The 20,922-nt window shown below is 44.6% G+C and carries 16 protein-coding genes and 1 other RNA gene; 6 read left to right on the top strand and 11 right to left on the bottom strand.

The features are described from left to right. Positions 1 to 137 precede the first annotated feature (137 nt). The 3 genes from GJQ68_RS14305 to GJQ68_RS14315 form a co-directional block, all read right to left on the bottom strand. Positions 138 to 3,188, bottom strand: a complete 3,051-nt coding sequence (locus GJQ68_RS14305) for an efflux RND transporter permease subunit (protein WP_162417932.1) — start codon at positions 3,186 to 3,188, stop codon at positions 138 to 140. A gap of 3 nt (positions 3,189 to 3,191) precedes the next feature. Then, complete coding sequence (locus GJQ68_RS14310) at positions 3,192 to 4,265, bottom strand: efflux RND transporter periplasmic adaptor subunit (protein WP_162417933.1); 1,074 nt, start codon at positions 4,263 to 4,265, stop codon at positions 3,192 to 3,194. Between the two features lie 259 nt (positions 4,266 to 4,524). Beyond that, positions 4,525 to 6,084, bottom strand: a complete 1,560-nt coding sequence (locus GJQ68_RS14315) for a SulP family inorganic anion transporter (protein ID WP_162417934.1) — start codon at positions 6,082 to 6,084, stop codon at positions 4,525 to 4,527. Positions 6,085 to 6,318: 234 nt separating this feature from the next. Between GJQ68_RS14315 and GJQ68_RS14320 the strand changes: the two genes are divergently transcribed. Further along, a complete protein-coding gene (locus GJQ68_RS14320; RefSeq protein ID WP_162417935.1) occupies positions 6,319 to 6,570 on the top strand; it encodes a TraR/DksA family transcriptional regulator in 252 nt (83 codons plus the stop codon). A gap of 28 nt (positions 6,571 to 6,598) precedes the next feature. Here GJQ68_RS14320 and GJQ68_RS14325 read toward each other — a convergent pair whose 3' ends face one another. Continuing rightward, positions 6,599 to 6,904 (bottom strand): serine hydrolase, encoded by a 306-nt coding sequence (locus GJQ68_RS14325; protein WP_235941555.1) that lies wholly within the window; start codon positions 6,902 to 6,904, stop codon positions 6,599 to 6,601. A 64-nt stretch (positions 6,905 to 6,968) separates the two neighbouring features. Between GJQ68_RS14325 and GJQ68_RS23540 the strand changes: the two genes are divergently transcribed. Next, positions 6,969 to 7,103 carry a hypothetical protein gene (locus GJQ68_RS23540; RefSeq protein WP_262888117.1) on the top strand — a complete coding sequence of 45 codons (135 nt, stop codon included), beginning with the start codon at positions 6,969 to 6,971 and terminating at the stop codon, positions 7,101 to 7,103. A gap of 201 nt (positions 7,104 to 7,304) precedes the next feature. Here GJQ68_RS23540 and GJQ68_RS14330 read toward each other — a convergent pair whose 3' ends face one another. Beyond that, positions 7,305 to 8,963, bottom strand: coding sequence for a vWA domain-containing protein (locus tag GJQ68_RS14330; RefSeq protein ID WP_162417937.1), 1,659 nt, complete (start codon positions 8,961 to 8,963; stop codon positions 7,305 to 7,307). A 650-nt stretch (positions 8,964 to 9,613) separates the two neighbouring features. Between GJQ68_RS14330 and GJQ68_RS14335 the strand changes: the two genes are divergently transcribed. Beyond that, positions 9,614 to 10,108, top strand: a complete 495-nt coding sequence (locus GJQ68_RS14335) for a LytR/AlgR family response regulator transcription factor (RefSeq protein WP_162417938.1) — start codon at positions 9,614 to 9,616, stop codon at positions 10,106 to 10,108. 170 nt (positions 10,109 to 10,278) lie between these two features. Here the strand turns inward: GJQ68_RS14335 and GJQ68_RS14340 are convergent, their stop codons facing one another. Both GJQ68_RS14340 and GJQ68_RS14345 read right to left on the bottom strand, forming a co-directional pair. Next, positions 10,279 to 11,169, bottom strand: a complete 891-nt coding sequence (locus GJQ68_RS14340; RefSeq protein WP_162417939.1) for a serine hydrolase — start codon at positions 11,167 to 11,169, stop codon at positions 10,279 to 10,281. A 24-nt stretch (positions 11,170 to 11,193) separates the two neighbouring features. Then, positions 11,194 to 12,717 carry an SLC13 family permease gene (locus GJQ68_RS14345; RefSeq protein ID WP_317174438.1) on the bottom strand — a complete coding sequence of 508 codons (1,524 nt, stop codon included), beginning with the start codon at positions 12,715 to 12,717 and terminating at the stop codon, positions 11,194 to 11,196. A gap of 100 nt (positions 12,718 to 12,817) precedes the next feature. Here GJQ68_RS14345 and GJQ68_RS14350 point away from each other — a divergent pair, with 100 nt between their 5' ends. Next, entirely contained in the window at positions 12,818 to 13,837 is a 1,020-nt protein-coding gene (locus GJQ68_RS14350; RefSeq protein ID WP_162417940.1) for a hypothetical protein, read from the top strand. A 351-nt stretch (positions 13,838 to 14,188) separates the two neighbouring features. Here GJQ68_RS14350 and GJQ68_RS14355 read toward each other — a convergent pair whose 3' ends face one another. Next, positions 14,189 to 14,749, bottom strand: a complete 561-nt coding sequence (locus GJQ68_RS14355; RefSeq protein ID WP_162417941.1) for a helix-turn-helix domain-containing protein — start codon at positions 14,747 to 14,749, stop codon at positions 14,189 to 14,191. A gap of 1 nt (position 14,750) precedes the next feature. After that, positions 14,751 to 15,089 (bottom strand): type II toxin-antitoxin system HigB family toxin, encoded by a 339-nt coding sequence (locus GJQ68_RS14360; RefSeq protein ID WP_162417942.1) that lies wholly within the window; start codon positions 15,087 to 15,089, stop codon positions 14,751 to 14,753. A gap of 190 nt (positions 15,090 to 15,279) precedes the next feature. On the opposite strand from GJQ68_RS14360, the gene ssrA reads away from it, so the two are divergent. Together ssrA and GJQ68_RS14370 are read left to right on the top strand one after the other, a co-directional pair. Continuing rightward, positions 15,280 to 15,684, top strand: a transfer-messenger RNA (tmRNA) gene (gene ssrA, locus GJQ68_RS14365). A gap of 184 nt (positions 15,685 to 15,868) precedes the next feature. Next, positions 15,869 to 16,210 carry a hypothetical protein gene (locus tag GJQ68_RS14370; protein WP_162417943.1) on the top strand — a complete coding sequence of 114 codons (342 nt, stop codon included), beginning with the start codon at positions 15,869 to 15,871 and terminating at the stop codon, positions 16,208 to 16,210. A 322-nt stretch (positions 16,211 to 16,532) separates the two neighbouring features. On the opposite strand, the gene GJQ68_RS14375 is transcribed toward GJQ68_RS14370, so the two are convergent. Next, positions 16,533 to 17,669: a Fic family protein gene (locus GJQ68_RS14375; protein ID WP_235941557.1), complete on the bottom strand. Its 1,137-nt coding sequence runs from the start codon at positions 17,667 to 17,669 to the stop codon at positions 16,533 to 16,535. Between the two features lie 411 nt (positions 17,670 to 18,080). Beyond that, positions 18,081 to 20,321: a S9 family peptidase gene (locus GJQ68_RS14380; RefSeq protein WP_162417944.1), complete on the bottom strand. Its 2,241-nt coding sequence runs from the start codon at positions 20,319 to 20,321 to the stop codon at positions 18,081 to 18,083. Between the last annotated feature and the right edge of the window lie 601 nt (positions 20,322 to 20,922).

The raw sequence follows: 20,922 nt of genomic DNA on the forward strand, positions 1-20,922 counted from the left end.
TGAAAAACCTATTTCGATTTTAACTATTTGATTAATGGTAAACCTGTGTGACATCCGTAACCAGGTCGATTCCAACCCCTCAAGCACCACATTTACCCAGGTTTCAAATTAACGCTTAATAAAAAAGGGGCTATTGCCTACTGAACGACCGACCTGGAAAGTTTCGTCTTCCTCGCCACAAACCAGTACGCCAACGGGACAAAATACAAGGCTGTAAAGGTACCTATGGTCAACCCTCCAATCACCGACACTACTAATGGTCGCTGCAGATCAGCTCCCAGTCCTGCGCTAAATACCACCGGCAATAACGCCAGAATGGTGGTAATCGATGTCATCACGATGGGTTTCAGACGGATTTCTCCCGCCCTGAATAACGCTTTTTCCAATGCCTCTACCGATCCTCCATCTGCTTGCCAATACTGTTTTCTAAGCCGGTTTATGGTGTCGATTTTCAAAATGGCATCGTTGACCATTATTCCTAACATGACCACCAAACCAATGGCCGACATCACATTCAGGGAGGTCCCGCTCAGCCAAAGCAACAGAAATGCCCCACCTATGCCCAAAGGAAGCGTGAAAATGACGATCAATGGCTGTACAAAATTTTCAAACTGAGCGGCCAGTATAAAGTACAATAGCAACACGGATACCAATAAAATCCCCCCTAACTGCCAGATCGTTTCCCGATCCTGAAAATACTGCCCGGTAAATTCTACCGCCAAATTTTTCCCGGAGGCCCAGTCCCTAATAGTCCGTTCCTGCTGTGGCGAAAGCGAGGTATCATAGGTCAGGGATTGAAAAATTCCAGCGCGATCGGCGGTAACAAATTTATATTGCTCGTCATAGGAGAAATGAATAAATTCATCCAGGGCATAGGGAATTCCTTCTTCTCCATATATGTAATTCGTCTTTAATAATGTCTGAAAATCCAAGGTCTCAGCGGCCAGAAGAATCGGGGTAATTTCTCCGAAACGTTTGATATCGGCAATGAGATAGTTTCCGAAAAGTTGTTGAATTTTTTCTACTAATTGTTGACCTTCCAACCCATATAAGGCCAATTTTCTCATGTCCGTTCTGAATATTACCGAGGCACCTTTTTGAAGGCCCGGCCCCTTGGACCAACCGGAAACCGGAAAGGCTTCCAGCCAGGGATCCATCTGGTTTACAGCCACCGGTTGCTTGGAGGTGAGATCCTTCCAGCGCACTTCAAAAAAAGGCCGATTAGAACTAAATAACTGGTCAAAAGCATTGGGAGCATCCTGAATTTCTACACTGGCCAGGGGAAACCGTTGACGAATAAATTGCAACAGTTGAGAACTGATCATCTCCTTTTGTTCGCCATTTTCAAACATCAGAAACACATCTGCCTGCTGGATGTCATTATCTCCCTCGTACAAAAGAAATTGCCGTAAGCCCAGGTCACTTTCGGCCCATTGGTACTCCCCTTCCACCAGGGCCATCATGTCCAGTAACCGTTCTTTATTTTGGCTGGCATTAATGGGCTCGTTCCAATCCAAAGAGACCATCACATCATACTTTTCGATGGGGGGCAAGCCCTCCACCTTTAGCAGCCTCACCGTAAGCAACAACAGGGGTATCAATAGCAGCAATACCAAAAGAGACCCTGTGCGGTAGGCAAAAACCAATCGGTAAATCCGTTTATACCCTTTCAATAAAAGCAAAAACAAGCGGCTGTCCTCTCCGGAACGCTGATAGGTCTTCCCTTTGAAAAACAGGTAATAAAGCAGGGGCAAAACAATAAATGCCACCAACAGCGAAACGGATAAAATGGCGGCAACTGAGACCGCCTGATCGTAAAATAGGGCCCCGGATATGCCACTTAAAAACACCAGTGGAACAAACACCGCCAGGGTGGTAAGCACCGAACTGATCAACGCGGACATCACTTCATTTACCCCGGAAATGCAAGCCTCAAAAAGCGGAATCCCTTCCGATCGCTTTCGGCTAATATTGTCCAGGACAATGATCGAATTGTCTATCAGCATCCCCAACCCAAGGGCCAGGCCGCTCAAAGAGATCACATTGATGGAAATCCCGGCAAAATAAAAAACGGCAAAACTTATTATGAGCGATGAGGGCAGGCTAATGCCGATGATAATCGGCATGCGGAAATCACCCATAAAAACAAAGAGAATTCCGAAGGCAAAAAGCCCTCCAAAAAGCAAGCTTGTTTGCAGGTTGGTAATTCCCGCGTTCAGCAGTGTAGATTGATCCTGGGTAAGTGCGAATTCTACCTGGGGATAATCCGCTTCAAAGCCCTGGACTGCCTCGTAAAGCAGGGGCATGATATCGTTCATTCGGGCGGAAGTCTGCTTATGTACCGTCACTACCAGGCCTTCCCGTTCCTGAAACAGGTGAAATCCGTCGGGTTTGGCCAGGGAATGACGCACTTCCGCCACCTTGCCCAGGTTTACCGTGTTGCCCGCAGGTCCCCTTACCGGAAGGTTACGGATATCTTCCGGCGTTTCCAGTCTGCTCGCCAGTCGAAGGTAGTACCGGAATTGGCCATCCTCCACGCTAATTCCCGGCAATTCGCTATTTCCGGCTTCAATGGCCCGAATCACATCCGATTCCCGCATGCCCAGGCCCGCCAATACAGGCTTGTCAGGACTGACGGAAATCACCCGTTCCTGCCTCCCGTTAATGTCTACCAGTGCCACTCCGTCCAACTGCTCTACCCTCTTTTTTATTACATTTTCAGTGAGCAGCGATACATCGGCAAAGTCCACTCCCTCTTTGGGCACCACCTGTAGCCGAACAATAGGGATGTCATTGGTATTGATGCGTACCACCCGGGGCCTTTCCAGGTCTTCCGGCAGGCTGTTGGTAAGCCGGTCTATCTTTTCATTTACCGCAATGTAAGCCAACTCCATCTGGGTGTCGTAACTAAACGTAAGTCTTACATTGCCCACTTCCGATCCGGCTTTACTTCCCATATCCTCGAGCCCATCCAGCGTTACCATGGCCTCCCGGATGGGACGTAAAACATTTTGTTCTATAGACTCCGGAGAAGTATTGGGGTAGGCCACCTTGATCACTATCTGAGGTACATCCATCGGAGGCAACAAGGAAATGGGCAAGGTACGGAACAGGATAAGGCTGAAAATAAGCAGGGCCAGAAAGGTCATGCCTACGGCGATGGGGCGTGCCAATAAAAATCTAACCATGGCTTATTCCGTTATCACCTGTACCGGTGCCTGATGCGCTAATTGAACATTATTGCTGATAATCACTGGCTGACTGGTCAGCAGACCGTCGAGAATTTCCATTTCCCTGCCGTTATCCTTGCCTACTTCCACGTAATTCCATATTGCTTCATTGTTTTCGATGGTAAAAACTACCGGCCTGCCGGATCGGTATACCACTGCCTCTTTAGGAACTACCAAACTATTGTTTTGTGGGGAACGAATTATTGCCCGGGCATTCATTCCAGGTAGCAGGCTTCCCCCCTGCTGAAGGCTCAGGGTTACCTGGACCAGGCCGTTTTCATCTACTTTTGGATTGATGCTACCAACGGTCCCGGAAATACCCTCTCCGGAACCCGAAACCGGATACACCTCCGCCTTTTGCCCTTTGCGGATATAAGCAATATCGGATTCCAGCACTTTCACCTTCATCTCCAGCAGGTCGGTGCTGAGCAGCAGGCATACTTCATCCCCGGCATTCACCAGGCTTCCCTTTTTTAATTGTAAATCGGCTATGGCTCCAGCGATGGGTGCCTTGATTTCTGTTTTTTCCAAATTCCGTTCCGCCTCCCTCACAGCAATCTGTGCAGACAAAAGACCACTGGATGCCTTCCAGAACTCATCCCGTTCCGAACTCTCCAGGGAGTCCATCAGCGTCGTTTCCACATCTGCAGCAATGCGACGGCTCTGGTACTCTGCGGTAGAAGACCGGAGATCCACCTGTGCCCTTTCCCATTCCATTTGACTGTCCGTTTTGTCCAGACGAGCCAGAATTTGTCCGGCCTGCACCCTTTGCCCCTCCTCTACCTGAAGCTCGATCAGGTAGCCCGGCCGCTCTACGATCACCATTACCTCATTGGCTGCTTCGATTTTGCCGGTAGCATTGATCAGGTAATCAAACGACTTGGTTTCCGATTGACTCACCATCACCGAGGTGGCCTGTACTTCATCCCGGAAAGTTTCAATGGGAATCTCCTCATTGGATTCTTCCGGCTCTCCGCAGGAAAAAAAAACCAGATTAAGGCAAAATAATGCAATGACAAAAGCGGAACGTTTCATTTTAGCAGGAGTTAATTAATGGATTGATTCCCAGTCCACATCAAGTGAATAGGTTAAATAACTAATTAATTAAATTAGCTCCAAATTTTTTAAGGAAATTTTAAAAAAAAACAGGACCGATGTTATCAGTCCTGTCTTATCATTGACCATGAGACCCGGGCCTTGCCTGACTAGCGTCAGGGATGATGCACCAGGAGCTGCTTGCATGTCTGCCCTTTTTACTTACAAAAAAATGGCAAAAAAAAACGCCCTTCACGGCTCAACTATTTACTGATTTTTCCTGTTCCAGGATGATTTTGAAACTGGCATCGTCTTCCGTGTAATTCACATTGATGATCTTTTCTGCCTTGGAGAGCAATACACGACTGCTGTTATTTAAGTGTCGGATGTAAACGGTCTTGCCCAGCTTCTCGTACCGCTCGGTTACCTTATGGATGGCATCAATACCCGAGTGATCCACGATGCGACTTTCCTTAAAATCGATTACAATTTCCTCAGGATCTCCCAAAGGATCAAATTTCTGCCCAAAGGTCATGGCAGAACCAAAAAACAAGGGACCGTAAATTTCGTAATGTTTAACACCATTTTCATCCAAAAACTTTCTGGCCCGAATCATTTTGGAATTTTCCCAGGCAAATACCAGGGCTGCGATAATCACACCGATCAAAACGGCCAGCGCTAGATTATGCAGCAGGACGGTGACCAGGGTGACCAACACCATCACCAACACATCAGATTTGGGGACTTTCCGGAAGACCCGCAGGGATGCCCATTCAAAGGTCCCAATGGCCACCATAAACATCAGCCCTACCAGAGCAGCCATGGGTACCATCTCAATATAGGTAGATAGAAACAGGATAAATACCAGCAGGCCTACCGCGGCCACGATGCCGGATATCCGGTTTCGCCCGCCGGCATTGACATTGATCAGCGACTGACCGATCATGGCACAGCCCCCCATGCCCCCAAAAAAACCGGTGGTTACATTGGCAATTCCCTGGGCCACGCATTCTTTGTTGCCATGTCCCCGGGTTTCGGTGATTTCGTCTATCAGGGTCAGGGTCAGCAGGCTCTCAATCAACCCCACGCCTGCCATGATAGCCGAATAAGGTAAAATGATCAGTAGGGTTTCCAAATTGATTGGTACCATGGGAAGGTGAAATTCCGGCAAGCCACCACTAATGGATGCCAGGTCACCGACCGTTCGGGTATCTATTCCTCCAAAAATAACCAAAAGACTTACAACCAATATAGCTACTAAAGCTGAAGGAACAGCCCTGGTTAATTTGGGTAAAAACTTTATTATAACCATGGTTAAAACCACCAGCCCTAACATTAGGTACAGCGGCGTGCCACTCATCCATTCCAGCGTTCCAGCGGCGGTTACTTCTTTAAACTGGTCCAACTGGGACATGGCGATGACGATCGCCAGACCATTGACAAATCCAAACATCACCGGATGGGGTACCAATCGGATTAATTTCCCCAGCTTTAATACCCCCACTAATATTTGGATAAGGCCCATCAACACCACGGCTGCAAATAGATACTCTACCCCGTGTTGTGCGATCAGTGCTACCACCACCACTGCAATGGCTCCGGTAGCTCCTGAGATCATCCCGGGCCTTCCTCCCAAAATGGAAGTAATCAAGCCAATAATAAATGCAGTATACAGCCCCACCAAAGGACTCACTCCGGCAATCAATGAAAAAGCTACTGCCTCTGGCACCAGCGCCAGGGCTACCGTCAGGCCGGAAAGCACCTCATCCTTCAGATTTGCCTCCTTGGGCATAAATAATCGGTAAAATGTTTGCGTCATCGTTCGTCTGATTAAAGGTCTCGCTAACCGACCTGATTAAAAAATGAGGCCTTCTAGTGTTGAATTTGGTTATTCCAGGCGAGAATTAAGATGCAAATGTAATTCATTTTTAATAGTTTCGAAATAATATTTCGAAAATTAACTAAGGATTAATACCCCAAAATAAAAAATTTTGACTTTCATTTCTATCCTAACATTCAGATGCTTAGAAAGAAATCAAGAAAATAAAATGAAATGACCCAACCCCAGGGGCTGGATAGTGCCATTGGCAGGGTAAGCCGCATGGACTACATCAATAATAAATCCATAAACGAGGCCCAAATCCTGAAAATCCAGAAAAAGATCAAGGGATTGCAGCATTGGCTGGGGAAATTGGGTACCGCGGCTTTTGGCAAATGCATCCGCTGCGGAGAACCCATCAATCATAACCGATTGTTATTGGTGCCGGAAAGTGCCCATTGCATTCGCTGTGCTTCCAGGCCATAGAGCTTAAAGCTTTTAGTAAATGGTAATCTCACCTTTCATCCGGTTTCCCGGAAACATATTCAAAAACCAATCGACTTATCTGCGCAATGGTCTCCTTCCCTGCCGCCACATCCGCCAGGTTTTTACTCAGAATCACCAACACATAGCGGTTCCCATTGGGCAATTCCAATATGGCCGCATCGTGTTGCACCCCTGTAATGGATCCCGTTTTATGCGCAATTTTAACATCTGCAGGAAGTAATTTGGGAATTTGGCTGTTCCAGCCCCCCTGTTCCCTGAATATACGCCTACAAAAAAAACTAAAAGAAGACAGGGGTACCATTCGGTTTTCCATCAATGATCTGCTCAATACCATCAATATCCAGACCTATGCCCAAATTCAGCAACCCCCGTTACATATGTCAGTGGATTATTTTTTACGGATGAGGACCATTACCATCAACTATTCCCGTCCACTTGGCAATAAAAAACTCAAAGCAATCAAAATTGACTCCTCTTCAGAGGAAGACAGGAGAAGGATGGTGGTGGAGTAATGCTCAGGGTTAATATAAGCAGCCTACTTCCAATCCAAAAAAATGTAATCCAACGCATAAAAGCCTAACTATATAGTGAAATTTCTATTTGTTAGGACAAAAACGATAGGTGCCCCATTACCTTCTTCTATGTGATCATAAAAATAAATAAAGAGGTTGGCAAAAAACCCAACCTCTTTATTTGGTTCAGATTAAATCTATTTATTTGATGATGATAATGTCTTCCCCCTCAAAATCTGTTCCATCCGTTAACTGACCTTTTACTTTAACCTTAATAACATCATCTCTGGAAACATCTCCAAGTGCCTGAATGACATCCTGAGCATCAAATTTTATGGCCAAATCCATAAATCCATCACTTTCCAGGGTATTGCATGCATCGGATTCAAGTGGCTTATCTACTATTGGTTCGTATGGTGTCGCCACATCACTGTAGTCGTGACGTACTGGTGAAACGCCTTCCAAAGTAATCGTCGATAGGTCAATGTCGCTAACATCAAAGTCTGCTGATCCCAGAATTGCGGTAGGAATAACACCATTTCTTTTCAACTGGATGGGATTGGGGCAACTTCCCGGATGCACGTCAAAAGCAACGGGAACTAGTGGATCAGGAACAGTGATGGTCACTGAGGTTGTCGCATATTCAGCACCATCGCCGACCAGGCAAAGGTCAAATGTGTATTCCCCGGGTGCCGTACCTTCTGGGACAGTTATGGTGACATCAAAGTCTCTTTCAATAGGCTCATCCAAAACAATGCCTGTATGAGAACTGGGAGAAACACCAGTCAGCCAGGTTGCATAGGTTGGATCGCAGGATTCAATACTTAAATTATCAATTTTATTCAAGTTTTCAGCAATAATGTCCGCTATAAAATCTGCAACATCTGGGCTGGAGGAATTAAAGGGAAAAGCATCTCCACCCGTAAGTTGGGAGGCAGCTTTCCATAGAGCAAATTCATCACCCGTGGATGACCCTGAAAATAAAGTGATTATGGTATAACCGTTATCTTTTAATCCATTAATGGTTTTGACGAACTCCAAATCATCTTCTGTTCCCACTGTTTCGTCTCTACCGGGGTCTGGGCCTGTGTTTCTATTCTTTTCAATCAGACCATAGACATCACAATCGTGAGGTACATTGTCTAACCAAAAAATGGCAATCTTTTTTGAACCCGATCTCCAATTTATGGTTTCATCGTTGTACAACTCCCAAAGGGGTCTGGTGTAATTTTCAGGGCCATCGGATCCCCAACCCAATTCCATAGAATTTATCCCATTGGCAGTATTGGAAAGTTCAGAACTTAAGTTCGCATCCAATTTATAGGGATAATCTGATAAACCTCCATAGTTAGCAGAATATCCACATCCACTTTTGACACCTATGTAATCCATATGGGAGATGGCACCAAAATTCGTGTCTGGTATCAAGCCTCTTAATGCATTCATAATGTTAATAGAGTTGGTTTTTGCAGTATTGAGTTCTCCTCCCATGCTCCCTGTAAGATCCAAAATAAACATCACATCTCCCGTGGAAGGGGCACCATTAATCTTCCCGGTTAAGGTCTGCACATGGCTTTCTTCCGGCATAAGCGTTGCTTCAATCGGGGATTCTAAACTTGATTCCGAAGATGAGGTACTTACCCTTTGATTTGCCGAAAAATCCTTTGAATAATCCTTCAAAGGAACTAAAGAAGGTGGTGGATCTCCTTCAAACTGATTAGCAGACATATCTTCTGTCGTTTGTTGGTGAAAATTTGCCGCCTCTTTCTGAACTTCTGTCAAATCCTGACAGGCCATAAAGGCCAAAAGGATAAACAGAGTACCAAAGGTTTTTAAATTGGTTTTCTTTAAGTTTTTCATAAAACAAATAATTTTGGGGTTAACATAGAATTGGGTTTAAAATAATTACACCGGCTTGCACCAGACCCTTAGCCAAACAACTTGATAATATTTCAATTCAAAACTGAAAATTGATCGATAGTTCCTAAAGCAATATGTCCTTTTCTGCATTTCAAATAAATTATTAATACATTTGAAAATTTACTTTTGATATCTTCGGAAAAAAATAAAGAATGTACACCTATGCCTTAAAAGTGTCCCAATACTACCTTTCAATGTCCGATAAAAAAATCCAAACCCTTTTTTCTGTATATAAGATAAAAATTAATGAGTAAAAAAATTAATATTCGAATTGAATAAGAAGGAGATAGGACTAAACTGATTATCAGGTAAAATGTTATTTGAAATGTGGACGGTCAATTTGCAAAACTGAATAAAGAACTTGAGCGAAAACTGAATGGGCTAAATATGATAAGGGAAAGTTTAAATATCCGCAAACATTCCAAATAAATTAAATTCATGAATTCAAAAATATGATTATCAGAAATAAATTTGTACATTTATAAGGTTTTATGACCAAAAACCCTTAAAAATACCCCATAAAGGTGATTGTTCGGAAGTTTAATCTTTTTTATCTTTACAATCTCCAAATAAAATTTTACACATGTATTATGAAAGACCCTATTCGTAGAATTAGTGTAGATGATGAATTTCAAACCTTGGATACTTTGCAGCAAATTCTTGAAAATAACAAGGATGGACCGCAGCTCGTAAACCCTTTGCAAATCCAGCTCCTACAACAGTTTGTGGAAAAGTCCAATAATGCGAGAAATAAGTTGGCCATACCCACATTGGAAGGTTATGAAATCATAGATATTGACCAAATTATCAGGTGTGAGGCTGACAGAAATTACAGTTACATTTTTGTTAATGGAATAAAACAGCCCTACCTGATATCCAAAAATTTAAAAGAATTAGAAAATGCCCTCATTCCCAATGGATTCCTTAGGATTCATAATTCACACCTGATTAACCCTGTGCATGTTAGGAAGGTTATAAAAACTGATGGAGGCATGATTGAAATGGTAGATCACACCAAAATTAGAATGACCAAAAATAAAGCCATCATATTGGAAGAACTTTTTAATAATATTACCAAAATCTGATTATTTATTATTTCACAATAGCAGGCTTAATCCCAATGAGCTGTTGGGCTGAGAACTCAATTATTTTTCGGACCTGAAAACTTTGGTCTGAAACTTGGAGTAATGATAAGGCATGCACGCTTATAGAAATGCAACTGTCAATTTTTGAATAAATCCCCACCATTTGAAAGCTACTCCTTGCGTAAGGTCACATAATCATAAATCAACCTGCTGATTTCAGCAATGGTCTCCTTCCCTGCCGCCACATCCGCCAGGTTTTTACTCAGAATCACCAACACATAGCGGTTCCCATTGGGCAATTCCAATATGGCCGCATCGTGTTGCACCCCTGTAATGGATCCCGTTTTATGCGCAATTTTAACATCTGCAGGAAGTAATTTGGGAATCAGGTCCTTAAAGTACTGGTCGGAGAGTATCTTCATCATTTCTTCGGAACCCTCCACTTTCCCAAGGGCTATGGCCTCCATGATCCGCATCATGTCCAGGGCGGTAGTGGTATTGCTGAGACCAGCCTCAAAGGCCTTGAGGTCTTCCACCCCCCGCAGCACCTCAATGTCCTCCGCTCCCAACTCCCGCATGGACTGGGTAACCTTTTCCGCTCCTACCAAATCGATCAGAATATTGGTGGCCAGGTTGCTGCTTTTGATAATCATCTGGTACATCAACTCATAGATCGTGGTTTTCTCGCCGATCCTTTCATAAAGGCCCTCCTGGCTGTCCACCCCCAAATCCATGCTAAATGGGCTTCCGTCTACAATGCTGGTGAATTCGTTGACAATGAGAATGGAATCCTGCAAATCAAACTTTCCCGCCCCGGCCTGTTTAAAAAGCTCGATCATCACCGGGGTTTTCATGGTACTGGCTGCGTGAAACACTTCCTTTTCATTGATAAGTAATTCCTTTCCCGAATCATCCAGCATCCTGAACGCCACTCCAAAATCGCCTTCCGTGGCTTGCATTAAGGACAGAATACCTTCTTCCAAGGCCTCCAATCCGGATTTATCCCTGGCACCGGAGCAGGCAAGCAGAATGCATAGGGGCAAGAGCAAAATTACTTTCATCGATTAAAGTGGTTAAGGTGTCGCTTACATTAATAACATGACCCAGGCCATAACGGCCAAAAAAGCAATTATCGGTCCCAGAAAGATAAAAAATAATCCACCGGAACGAAAATCTTTTTGTTCCACCATGCCAGTGGCGTAAGCAATGGCATTGGCAGGCGTAGAAACAGGGAGCAACAGGGAGCAGGAGCAGCTAATGGCCACCATCACTGGTCCGGCTATGCCGTAAATGCCAGGTAGTGCCAAACTCAGTGGAACCAATATGGAAGCAGCCGCCGTGTTACTCATGACATTGGAAAGCAAAACAGCTACCAGGCAAAAGACAATGGCTATCAGCATGTTTGGCAAAGGCAGGGCGTTGATTTTTTGCATGACGATTTCTGCCAGGCCCACCTCCACCAGGGCGATGCCCAATGCCAGGCCTCCCGCTACCAACATCAGCGTGTCCCAGGGAAGGCTTCGAACATGTTCGGAGTGAATAACCTGGGTCATGGTCAGCAGGACAATGGGAATGGCAGAGGTAGCCGCAACGGGGATGCCGTGCAATGCCTCTGTCAACCACATCAGCACGGTAATGATCAAGGTAACGATAACCGCATTTTTTTCAAACCGCCCCACTTCTCCCTGCCCCTTGGGCAAAAGCGATAAATCCAGGTTGACATCCGAGAAATCATGGGTCTTGCAAAGGAATTTCCAAAACAGCCATACCAGCAACAAACCGGTCGGAAACCCTACTACCATCCAGTCCACAAAGGTAATGCTGATCCCTTTTTCCTGTAGTGCTCCCACGGCGATGGCATTCGGAGTGCTTCCAATAATGGTACCGATACCCCCTACCGAAGCGGCGGCAGGGATGGCCGTCAATAATGCTTTCCCATAGGGAGATTTTTTACCGATTAGTTGTACCAGCGGAATGATCGACGAAATCATCATCGCCGTCGTGGCCGTATTGGACATGATCATGCTGGCGATGGCCGTGGTCATCATCAAGCCCAGCAAAAGACCTTGCGGTTTTTGCCCAAATCGCTTGACTGTAAATCGGAACAGTTGCCGGTCCAGCTCTACCAGGCTCATGCCTTTGGCCAGAAAGAAGCCCCCCAGTAGTAGCCAAATCACATTGCTGGTCCAGGTACTCACATATAGATCCGGAGGCATGGTCTTTTCGAAAAACCAGTCGGTACTGAACCCTGTCAGCAAAGCCGCAATGATAAAAATACCGACGGCAAAGGGAGGCATGGCTTCCGAAATCCACAAGCCAATCGCAAGAATACTGATGAAGAATACAAAATTTACCTGGGGATCGTACCCGATTTTTCTGAAAAAATAGGATATCAACAGGGCCATCAGAAAATTCCCTAGAAAAGAAGAGGTGCTGAACACCCAATTCAGTTTGAGTTTCCGATAGAGTCTCCGGGCTGCACTTCTGGAATCGGAATAATACATGCGCTGTTTGGTTATTAATGTAAAAAAAAGATCAGTGAAATAAAATGCTTTCCCTACCGTCAGAAAGGCATTCCCCCCTATCCAAACCCCAGGCAAGTTAACCATTTTTTAAAAAAGTCAGCAGCACGGTGATCCAAAATGCTCCGGCAGTTCGTAATTCCTTCCAACTAAGAAAAAGTGTTAAACTGCTAAATTTTAATTGACCATGAAAAAGTATTGGAATGTAACGAAAACAATGAGTTTGGGAATGATGGTAGCCGGACTGGGGCTCTTTACGGCCTGTAACGATGATCCGGAACCGGAAATGCCTTTTACTCCCGGTATGGAAACCTTTGAGTACGGATTCAACGAGGGGCAATTGCTGGACAATCCCGCCACGGCGTACAATGGAGATGGAGAAGGGGATCACCCGAGAAACCTATCCGCCCAATTGGAGATCACAGAAATGGAAAACGGCAATGCCGAAGTGACCATCCGCCTGGAAAATGGACTGGATGGCATGCAGTACCCGGTGCATGTACATGATGCCGCGGATCCCAGCACCACACCCAATGGCATTCCCTATAATGAAACGCCAAATGGAAATATTTTTGCCGGAATGATCAGCATCAGCAATGGAATGGGAAGCCAATCCATGCAAACAGAGATGGACTACGACATGCTGTTAGATACCTACGAAGGCTTTCTGGTCGTACACGATCCCACCCAGGAACTAAGCACCACAGACCTGGGCACCTACCTGGTACTGGGCGTATTTGGACAGGACCTTGCAGATGCAGAGGCAGATTTGCGTACCGAAACCTTTATGTACGACTTTAATGAGGGGCAATTACTGGACAATACCGACCTGGCCTATGAAGGAGATCATGCCCGGAACCTGATGGCAGAGATAATGGTGGAAGAAATGATTGACGGAACCTCCAAGATCACCATCAGCCTGATGAATACCATGGAAGGCATGACGTACATGGTACATGCGCATGATGCTGCCGACCCTTCTACCACTCCTAACGGTACTCCTTACAATGAAACACCAAATGGGGATATCTTTGCCGGTGGCATTGAGGGCAATGGAGGAACCGTGATGGCCGAGAATGAGCTGGAAATTTCTTACAATGAATTGACAAGAGACTACGAGGGCTTTCTGGTGGTGCATGATCCCACGCAGGAAATCAGCACGGTAGATTTGACCACCTACCTGGTACTAGGTGCCTTTGCAAGATAATTTTTTAATAATAAATGTTGGTCAAGAGGTCATGGAAGCGATTCCATGGCCTTTTTTTGTTCGTTCTGGCAAGTAGCTGACTTGCTTTTCGGACTGACCTCCCCCGAACCACTCCTGTTTTCAGAAGATTGAGTATGGGAATAAAAAATTATAGTTATTGGAACCAAAGCCGCCTTTATTCAGGCTTTGGCTTGACATTTAATAGTAAAAACCCTCGGAGCCGTTTTCCTCCAGGCCCTGACCAACTTCCTTAAATGTACCAAAATAGTACTTTAACCAGGCAATTCCTGTCCGTCTGCCGAATGGCAGATTTCTCCCAAATTGATAGCATCCAAGGTAGACACTTCCTTGTCAATCCATTTGTAAATCAAAATCCCTTTCTATGAGCCTGATTTTATTTTTTGAAAGCGACGCTAATGTCTTATTAATATAAGACGCTCTCTCTTGGTTTATAAAAGCTGGTATCAAATCCTCAAATTTTATTTTAAACAGTCGATTTATTACAACTAAATCATCCTTGGAAAATGGCCTTAACCCATTTATCAATTCAGACATGTAGCCCTTTCTATGCCCAAGAATTTTGGCCAAATCATTTTGATTTAATCCTGCATCCTTGAGTTTCATTTTAATCAGCTCTTTTCTTCTTTGAGAAAACATATTTTCAGCCTCAACTAACGTTTCAGCTAAATCACTCTCTTTAATCTGATCTTTGCTTAAACGATCCTCATCTGACCAATTATCCTCTTCGTAATTTTTAATCAAATCACGTAAATGGTTCCTTATTGGTTCATATAATTTATTGTTTTTAACCAGCACCCGAAGCTGCAAAAACAGCGATGATGCTTTTTCATATTCCAGCTCACTTGTCAGAGAAGTAATCTTTTGTATGTTTTGTATTGAAAATTTATCCATTTTATATCAGTTTTTGACCACGTAGCCACTTCTCAATTGTCGTCCTATTACCTTTGAAAGTTTTATCATATTCCTCATGGGAGGCAGTCCAGATAACGGTTGCCTCGCTGTCCTCAAATACTATCAAAATCATAGTACGATGGATATTTATATCAAAAAAGTAAAATCCATCACTATGCACACAATCGCAATCAGGTCGGGCTTCTTTAATTTCGGTCTGCTTTGTCCAATTGGCATTTTCAATAGCTGAAATTAATTTATCAATGGCCTTAATCAACTGCGTATTGCCACGGTTTTTGTTTTTGAGCTTAATCAGCTTATGTTTTCGTAATAATTCCAAAATCTTGCCAGTACTCAACGCAAAGATGAAAAATATGTTCCATATATTATAGAACTCAATCTGTTTTTTTGCCTTTGGATTTCGGAAGTTTTTTACGACAGCCAAAAAAATGAACCAACAAAAACCCCGGTGATAAAAATTTAAAGGTTTGGAACCAAATTTGTGCTACTTTTGTCTATTCATTTCAAATGGGGCTGACCGGTTTTGACAGTAGGTGTAAGGACTGGGCTCGCATGCAGGCTGGAGTATGTACGGCCTTGAAAGATTCATACGAACCATACTTGGCGAATCTAATTACGCCATGGCTGCCTAATCTTACCCTTCGGGGAATAGATACTGCTTAAAGGGTTGAGCTTCGATAGATGCTCCCCGGCCACATCCCACTACCCGTTGCACTGTCCGGGTAGAGTTGGGGTGTCGACTTGACGGTGCTGCTCCCTGTGAGGCTACTAAGCAGGGCTAAGACAAGTGGCTAAGCCGGAAGTAGGTGTGTCACCCAGCAGCTTTCGGCCGACAATCCAATCGGTGACTAAGCATGTAGACGGTACGGTGTTTCCCTATCTGGACGCGGGTTCGACTCCCGCCAGCTCCACTTAAAAATCCCTCCCTCCGCCTGGAATCTTCGAGTCCAGGGGGAGGGAGGGATTTTTGTTTGGGATGTTTAAATTGGGGATTCATTCTTGGCCTGGGACCATTTTGTCCAAAACTGAATGCTTATTAGGGGATTAAATAAATTGAGGGAACTGTAGCAATTCCCCGCTCCCTTGCGTCTTGAACATATGAAGATTTATAACGTTAAAACCTTGCTATTTTTCCTCTTCCTGATTTTTTCCTGTGAAAATAACATGGTGGATCCAATTAGAGAAGGTACTGCCGAGGTGGTCATCTCAGTAGCTTCGAGGGGATTTTATCAGTTTCTCATCAAATTCGGCGACGATCTTTATTATCCTGAAAACCTAACAGAGGAATTTAAGGTGGTATCTCAGGAACCCATACCTGTAAACATAAAATTTCAGCTCCTGGATAACCAGGAAGACATCTTTCAACCAGCTCCAAATGATGTACCGGTTTTCCTGATAGCTGTACCAGTGATCAGGATAGTATCGATCGAAAAAATTTAATCAACTCCCTAAAGAGTCAAATGGAAAAATATCCCCTCCCCCTGTTTCCCGCTATGGTTTTCGATATAAGTTAATCTTTGCTGGTCGAAGGGTAAGAAAAGCCACCAAAACCAATTCATGCTTTTGACAGGTCTCCTTTACACCATTCTCAAAGCAAATGCAATCCGCTTCAGATGCTATGCTTGCATATTTAAATAAATCCTTCAAATGATCATTATTCCTTTGGTTGGTAATTTTCAGTAGTGGTAGGCCAGGATCATCACAATTCCCTACTCAAAGAGACCTGTAATCGCAAGGATGGGCAGGTAAGCAGTCCGTTATTTTAAAATAAATTTAAATATGATTCAAACACGAATATACGGTTTCTCTGCTGCCCCGTCATTTCTTTGAGTATACCTACTTTGATAAAGTCAGCAACCAAATCGTTTGCGGCTTTAAATGATAGTCCAGTCGCATTTTTCACGTCGTTTACATGGATCACTGGTTTTTTCAAAAGGTTTTGTAGTAGAATACTCGCACTTTGGCTTTTTCTTCCAAATGATTGATTGATTTCTAATTCGCACTTTTCCTTTAATGCCAGAACATTAGAAAGTGTGTTGGCTGACTTCTCCGCTGTATCGTGCACCCCAATTAAGAAATATTTAATCCACTGTGTCATGTCCGACTTAGTTCTCACAAAAGTCAGATTGTCATAATACAAGCTTTTATTGTTTTCAAAAAATGCTGAAAGGTACAGCAATGGTTTGGTTAAAACTTTCTGATCGACGAGAAATAAAGTAATAAAGAGTCTTCCAATTCTACCATTCCCATCAAGAAAAGGATGGACGGTCTCAAATTGGTAATGCGCAATGGCTATTTTTATTAGCGACGGTACATTATTGGATTCATTATGTAGGAAGTTCTCCAGATCGCCCATTAGGTCATTAACGTAACTTGCGTGAGGGGGAATAAATGAAGCATCTGATAAGGTTGCACCTCCAATCCAATTCTGACTAGTTCTAAACTCTCCAGGTTGCTTATTTTCCCCCCTGACACTATCCAATAGAATTTCATGGGTTTGCTTTAATAGCCTTGAGGAAATCGGCAAACTTTCAAGACTTATTACAGCGGAATTTAATGCTTTGATATAATTATTTACCTCCCTCCAGTCATTTTTTCTTTCTGGGGAAATTTCGTCTTCCTCCAATAGCGCTTCATCTAATTCTGTTTGTGTGCCCTCAATCCTACTGGAAACAACTGCTTCCTTAGTCACGTGAAGTTGTATAAAAAGATCAATATTTGGAACTAGCTTTGAAAATGAATTGAGTTCTCCCAGCTTAAAAGCTGCTTTTTCTAATAAATTATTAATTACAGGACTATCCCATTTCCATTCTTGATTTATTTTACTTGGCAAAAAGTATTTGTAGCCTGTGAGGCTATTTTCGAAATTACCTGATTTATATTTACTCAAATCTATCATACCTAAATTGCTGAAAGTAAAATAAGAATAAATGTATTTTACTTACGAATTCAAAAGTAAAATAAAAAATTAACTAATTCAATTCCAATTTGCCAGATCTTCATCCCAGGATATTTGTCTCTGGCCAAAAAACATGTTCCCAAAGCTTATGGCATCTATGAAGAAAGTTTCACTTATTCTTTCTTTAATTTCCTTTTATTGATGCCCCCGTGAATTAAAAGCTACCATCGTTTTCAAACCAATGGAAGCTAAACACGCACTACCTCGACCTTGCATGCTAATAAATGAAACCTCTTGAAGAAGTGACCCGTAAAAGCCTCCGAAACCAGGATTGCAAATCCTGGTTTATCTGGGTTCGACATTGCAAATGTCGAACAGCTCGGCCCCGTACCGCTCCGCGGAGTTTGCAACTTACTCGCCCCTTTGACCCCAGGCCGGAGGGGTTACGCCCAGTAGGTGTTTTACAAAGAAATCCCTGCGCTTCCGTTCACCATAAGCTCCTCCCGAACTGTGGCCCATCCCAGGAATCATCAAGAATTCGAATTCTTTGTCATTTTTGATCAGTTGGTCTGCAAACTGATACGTAGACGAAGGATCTACATTGTCGTCCACTTCTCCCACAATCAGTAAGAGTTTCCCCTCCAGGTTTTTTGCATGCACCACATTCGAGCTCTCCTCATAATGTACGTCCACCGGATAACCCATCCACTGTTCGTTCCACCAGATTTTATCCATGCGGTTGTCGTGGCAGCCACAGGAAGATACGGCCACTTTGTAAAACTCAGGGTGAAATAGCAGGGCTCCCGCAGCGCTTTGCCCGCCGGCGGAGGTGCCAAAAATACCCACCCGCTCCAGATCCATATAGGGGCGCTCCTTTGCGGCGGCCTTCATCCAGCGGATCCGATCCGGAAATCCGGCGTCTTTCAGGTTTTTCCAGGCAATGTCGTGAAAGGCTTTCGATCGATTGGAAGTGCCCATGCCATCCATCTGCACCACCACAAAACCCAGTTCGGCCAATTCATTGAGCCCATTGTAATTGGGCGCAAAGGATTTGGGCACAAAAGCGCTGTGCGGACCGGCATAGATGTATTCGATGACCGGATAGGTCTTTCCGGGGTCAAAGTTGGAAGGCTTGATGATAAGCCCCCAGATATCCGTTTTGCCATCCCTTCCCCTGGCCTTAAAAATCTCCGGTGCCGACCAACCTTCCGCCAGTAAGGTGCTTATATCCGCTTTCTCCAGTTCCATGATTAGCTCCCCATTTTCGGTGTCCTTTAATACCGTGGTCGGCGCAAGGTCTTGCCGGGAATAGTGGTCCACAAAGTATTGCTGATCGGAGGACAGCGAAATCTCGTGGTTGGCATTGCCTTCGGTCAGCTGTACGAGGTTTTTTCCGTCTATGCCGATTTTATAAAAATGCAAATGGTAGGGATCTTCATTTTTGTTTTTTCCGCTGGCCGTAAAGTAAATCACCCCGGCTTCCTCATCCACCTGCAGGATTTCCCGTACCACCCATTCTCCCCGGGTTACCTGCCGCAGCAGCTCACCCGTACCGGCATCAAACAGGTACAAATGCCGCCATCCATCCCTTTCCGATGCCCACAGGATTTGGTTTTCCTTTTCCAGGTCCTTCCTGAAATACTTACCGCTGTAATCGATAAAGGTGGGACTTTTTTCCTCGATCAGCGTGTGCAAGGTTCCTGTTTCAGCATCCATCTCGAATACCTTATACAGCTGGTGGCCCCGTTGGTTGTATTCCCAACGAACCGCTGAACCGTCTTTTTTCCAGTTGAGGCGGGTCAGGGCAAATTGATGATCCATTTGGTTCAGTGGTGCTTTCCAGCTGCTGCCATTTTCCAGATTAAAAATAACCGGCACGCGTACGGGCAGGGCATCTCCAGGCTTCAGGTAATCCCTTTCTATCAGTTTGGGCTGTAGCTGGTCTGCGGGGGAAGAGGCGATCAAGGTCAATTTCCGGACCTCACTGGGCCTGAATTTAAAGGTAGCTATCTTTTTACTGTCGGCTGACCATTCCAATCGGGCAGCATAATGGTCACCGATGACCCCATCGCTGCTCAGTTTTTCCTCCTTGCCCGAAGCCAGGTCTTTTACATACACATTATAATCCCTGATAAACGCTTCCTTTTTACCATCTGGAGAGGACACTGGCCTCCCTTCGTATGCCGGACGTATGGTTCCCCAATAGCGAGAATCACGGGATTCAGGCTCCTCTATTTTTTCAAGCCGGCTTTGCTGCTCATCCCATTCCCAAACCACCCCCTGGTTTTTGAACTGGATTTTGCCTTTCTCCAATTTGATATCCGTCAATTTCAGTTCCCTTTCTGAAAATTCCCTGCCGGTACTATCGGCCAGGGCTTTTGCCAGGAGGTGCCGGTCAAACAAGGGGGCTTTCTCCTTACCTTCCGGATCAATTTTCAGGTAGTGGATACCTTCGGTCGTTCTTACCGAGTAGGTAAGCACATTTTCCTCCTGCCATTCGATACCCATAGGGGAATGGTATACCTTGTCCTTGTAGGCTTCTTTTACAGCGGCAGCCCGTTGATAATCTTCCAGCCTCCCCTGCCCATGCCCATGCCCCATCCAGGGAAGTATCAAAAATGCGAGGGTAAAGAGAAGGGAGTAATTTTTCATGGTTTAAATCGATTAAAGATGTCTGTAAGCATTTCGCTCCGCGGAATTTGTAATTCCGTGGTACAGATAAAGGGGATTTGTAATCCCCCGGTCGGGCACGAACCCAGGATTGCAAATCCTGAGTAGCTGTAGTCCGACATTGCAAATGTCGAACAGCAAGGCCCCGTACCGCTCCGCGGAATTTGTAATTCCGTGGACAGATAAAGGGGATTTGTAATCCCCGGAACGCACACGTAACCAGGATTGCAAATCCTGATTTATCTGGGTTCGACATTGCAAATGTCGAACAGCTCGGCCTCGTACCGCTCCGCGGAATTTGCAATTCCGTGGGGCAGATAATGGGGATTTGTAATCCCCGAACGCGCACGTAACCAGGATTGCAAATCCTGAATATCTGAAGTTCGACATTGCAAATGTCGAACAGCACGGTCTCGTACTGCTCCGCGGAATTTACAATTCCGTGAGGCAGATAAAGGGGATTTGTAATCCCCGAACGCGCACGTAACCAGGATTGCAAATCCTGATTTATCTGGGTTCGCCATTGCAAATGTCGAACAGCACGGTCTCGTACCGCTCCGCGGAATTTGCAATTCCGTGGGGC

Source organism: Cyclobacterium roseum, from assembly GCF_010119225.1.
Lineage (GTDB): Bacteria > Bacteroidota > Bacteroidia > Cytophagales > Cyclobacteriaceae > Cyclobacterium > Cyclobacterium roseum.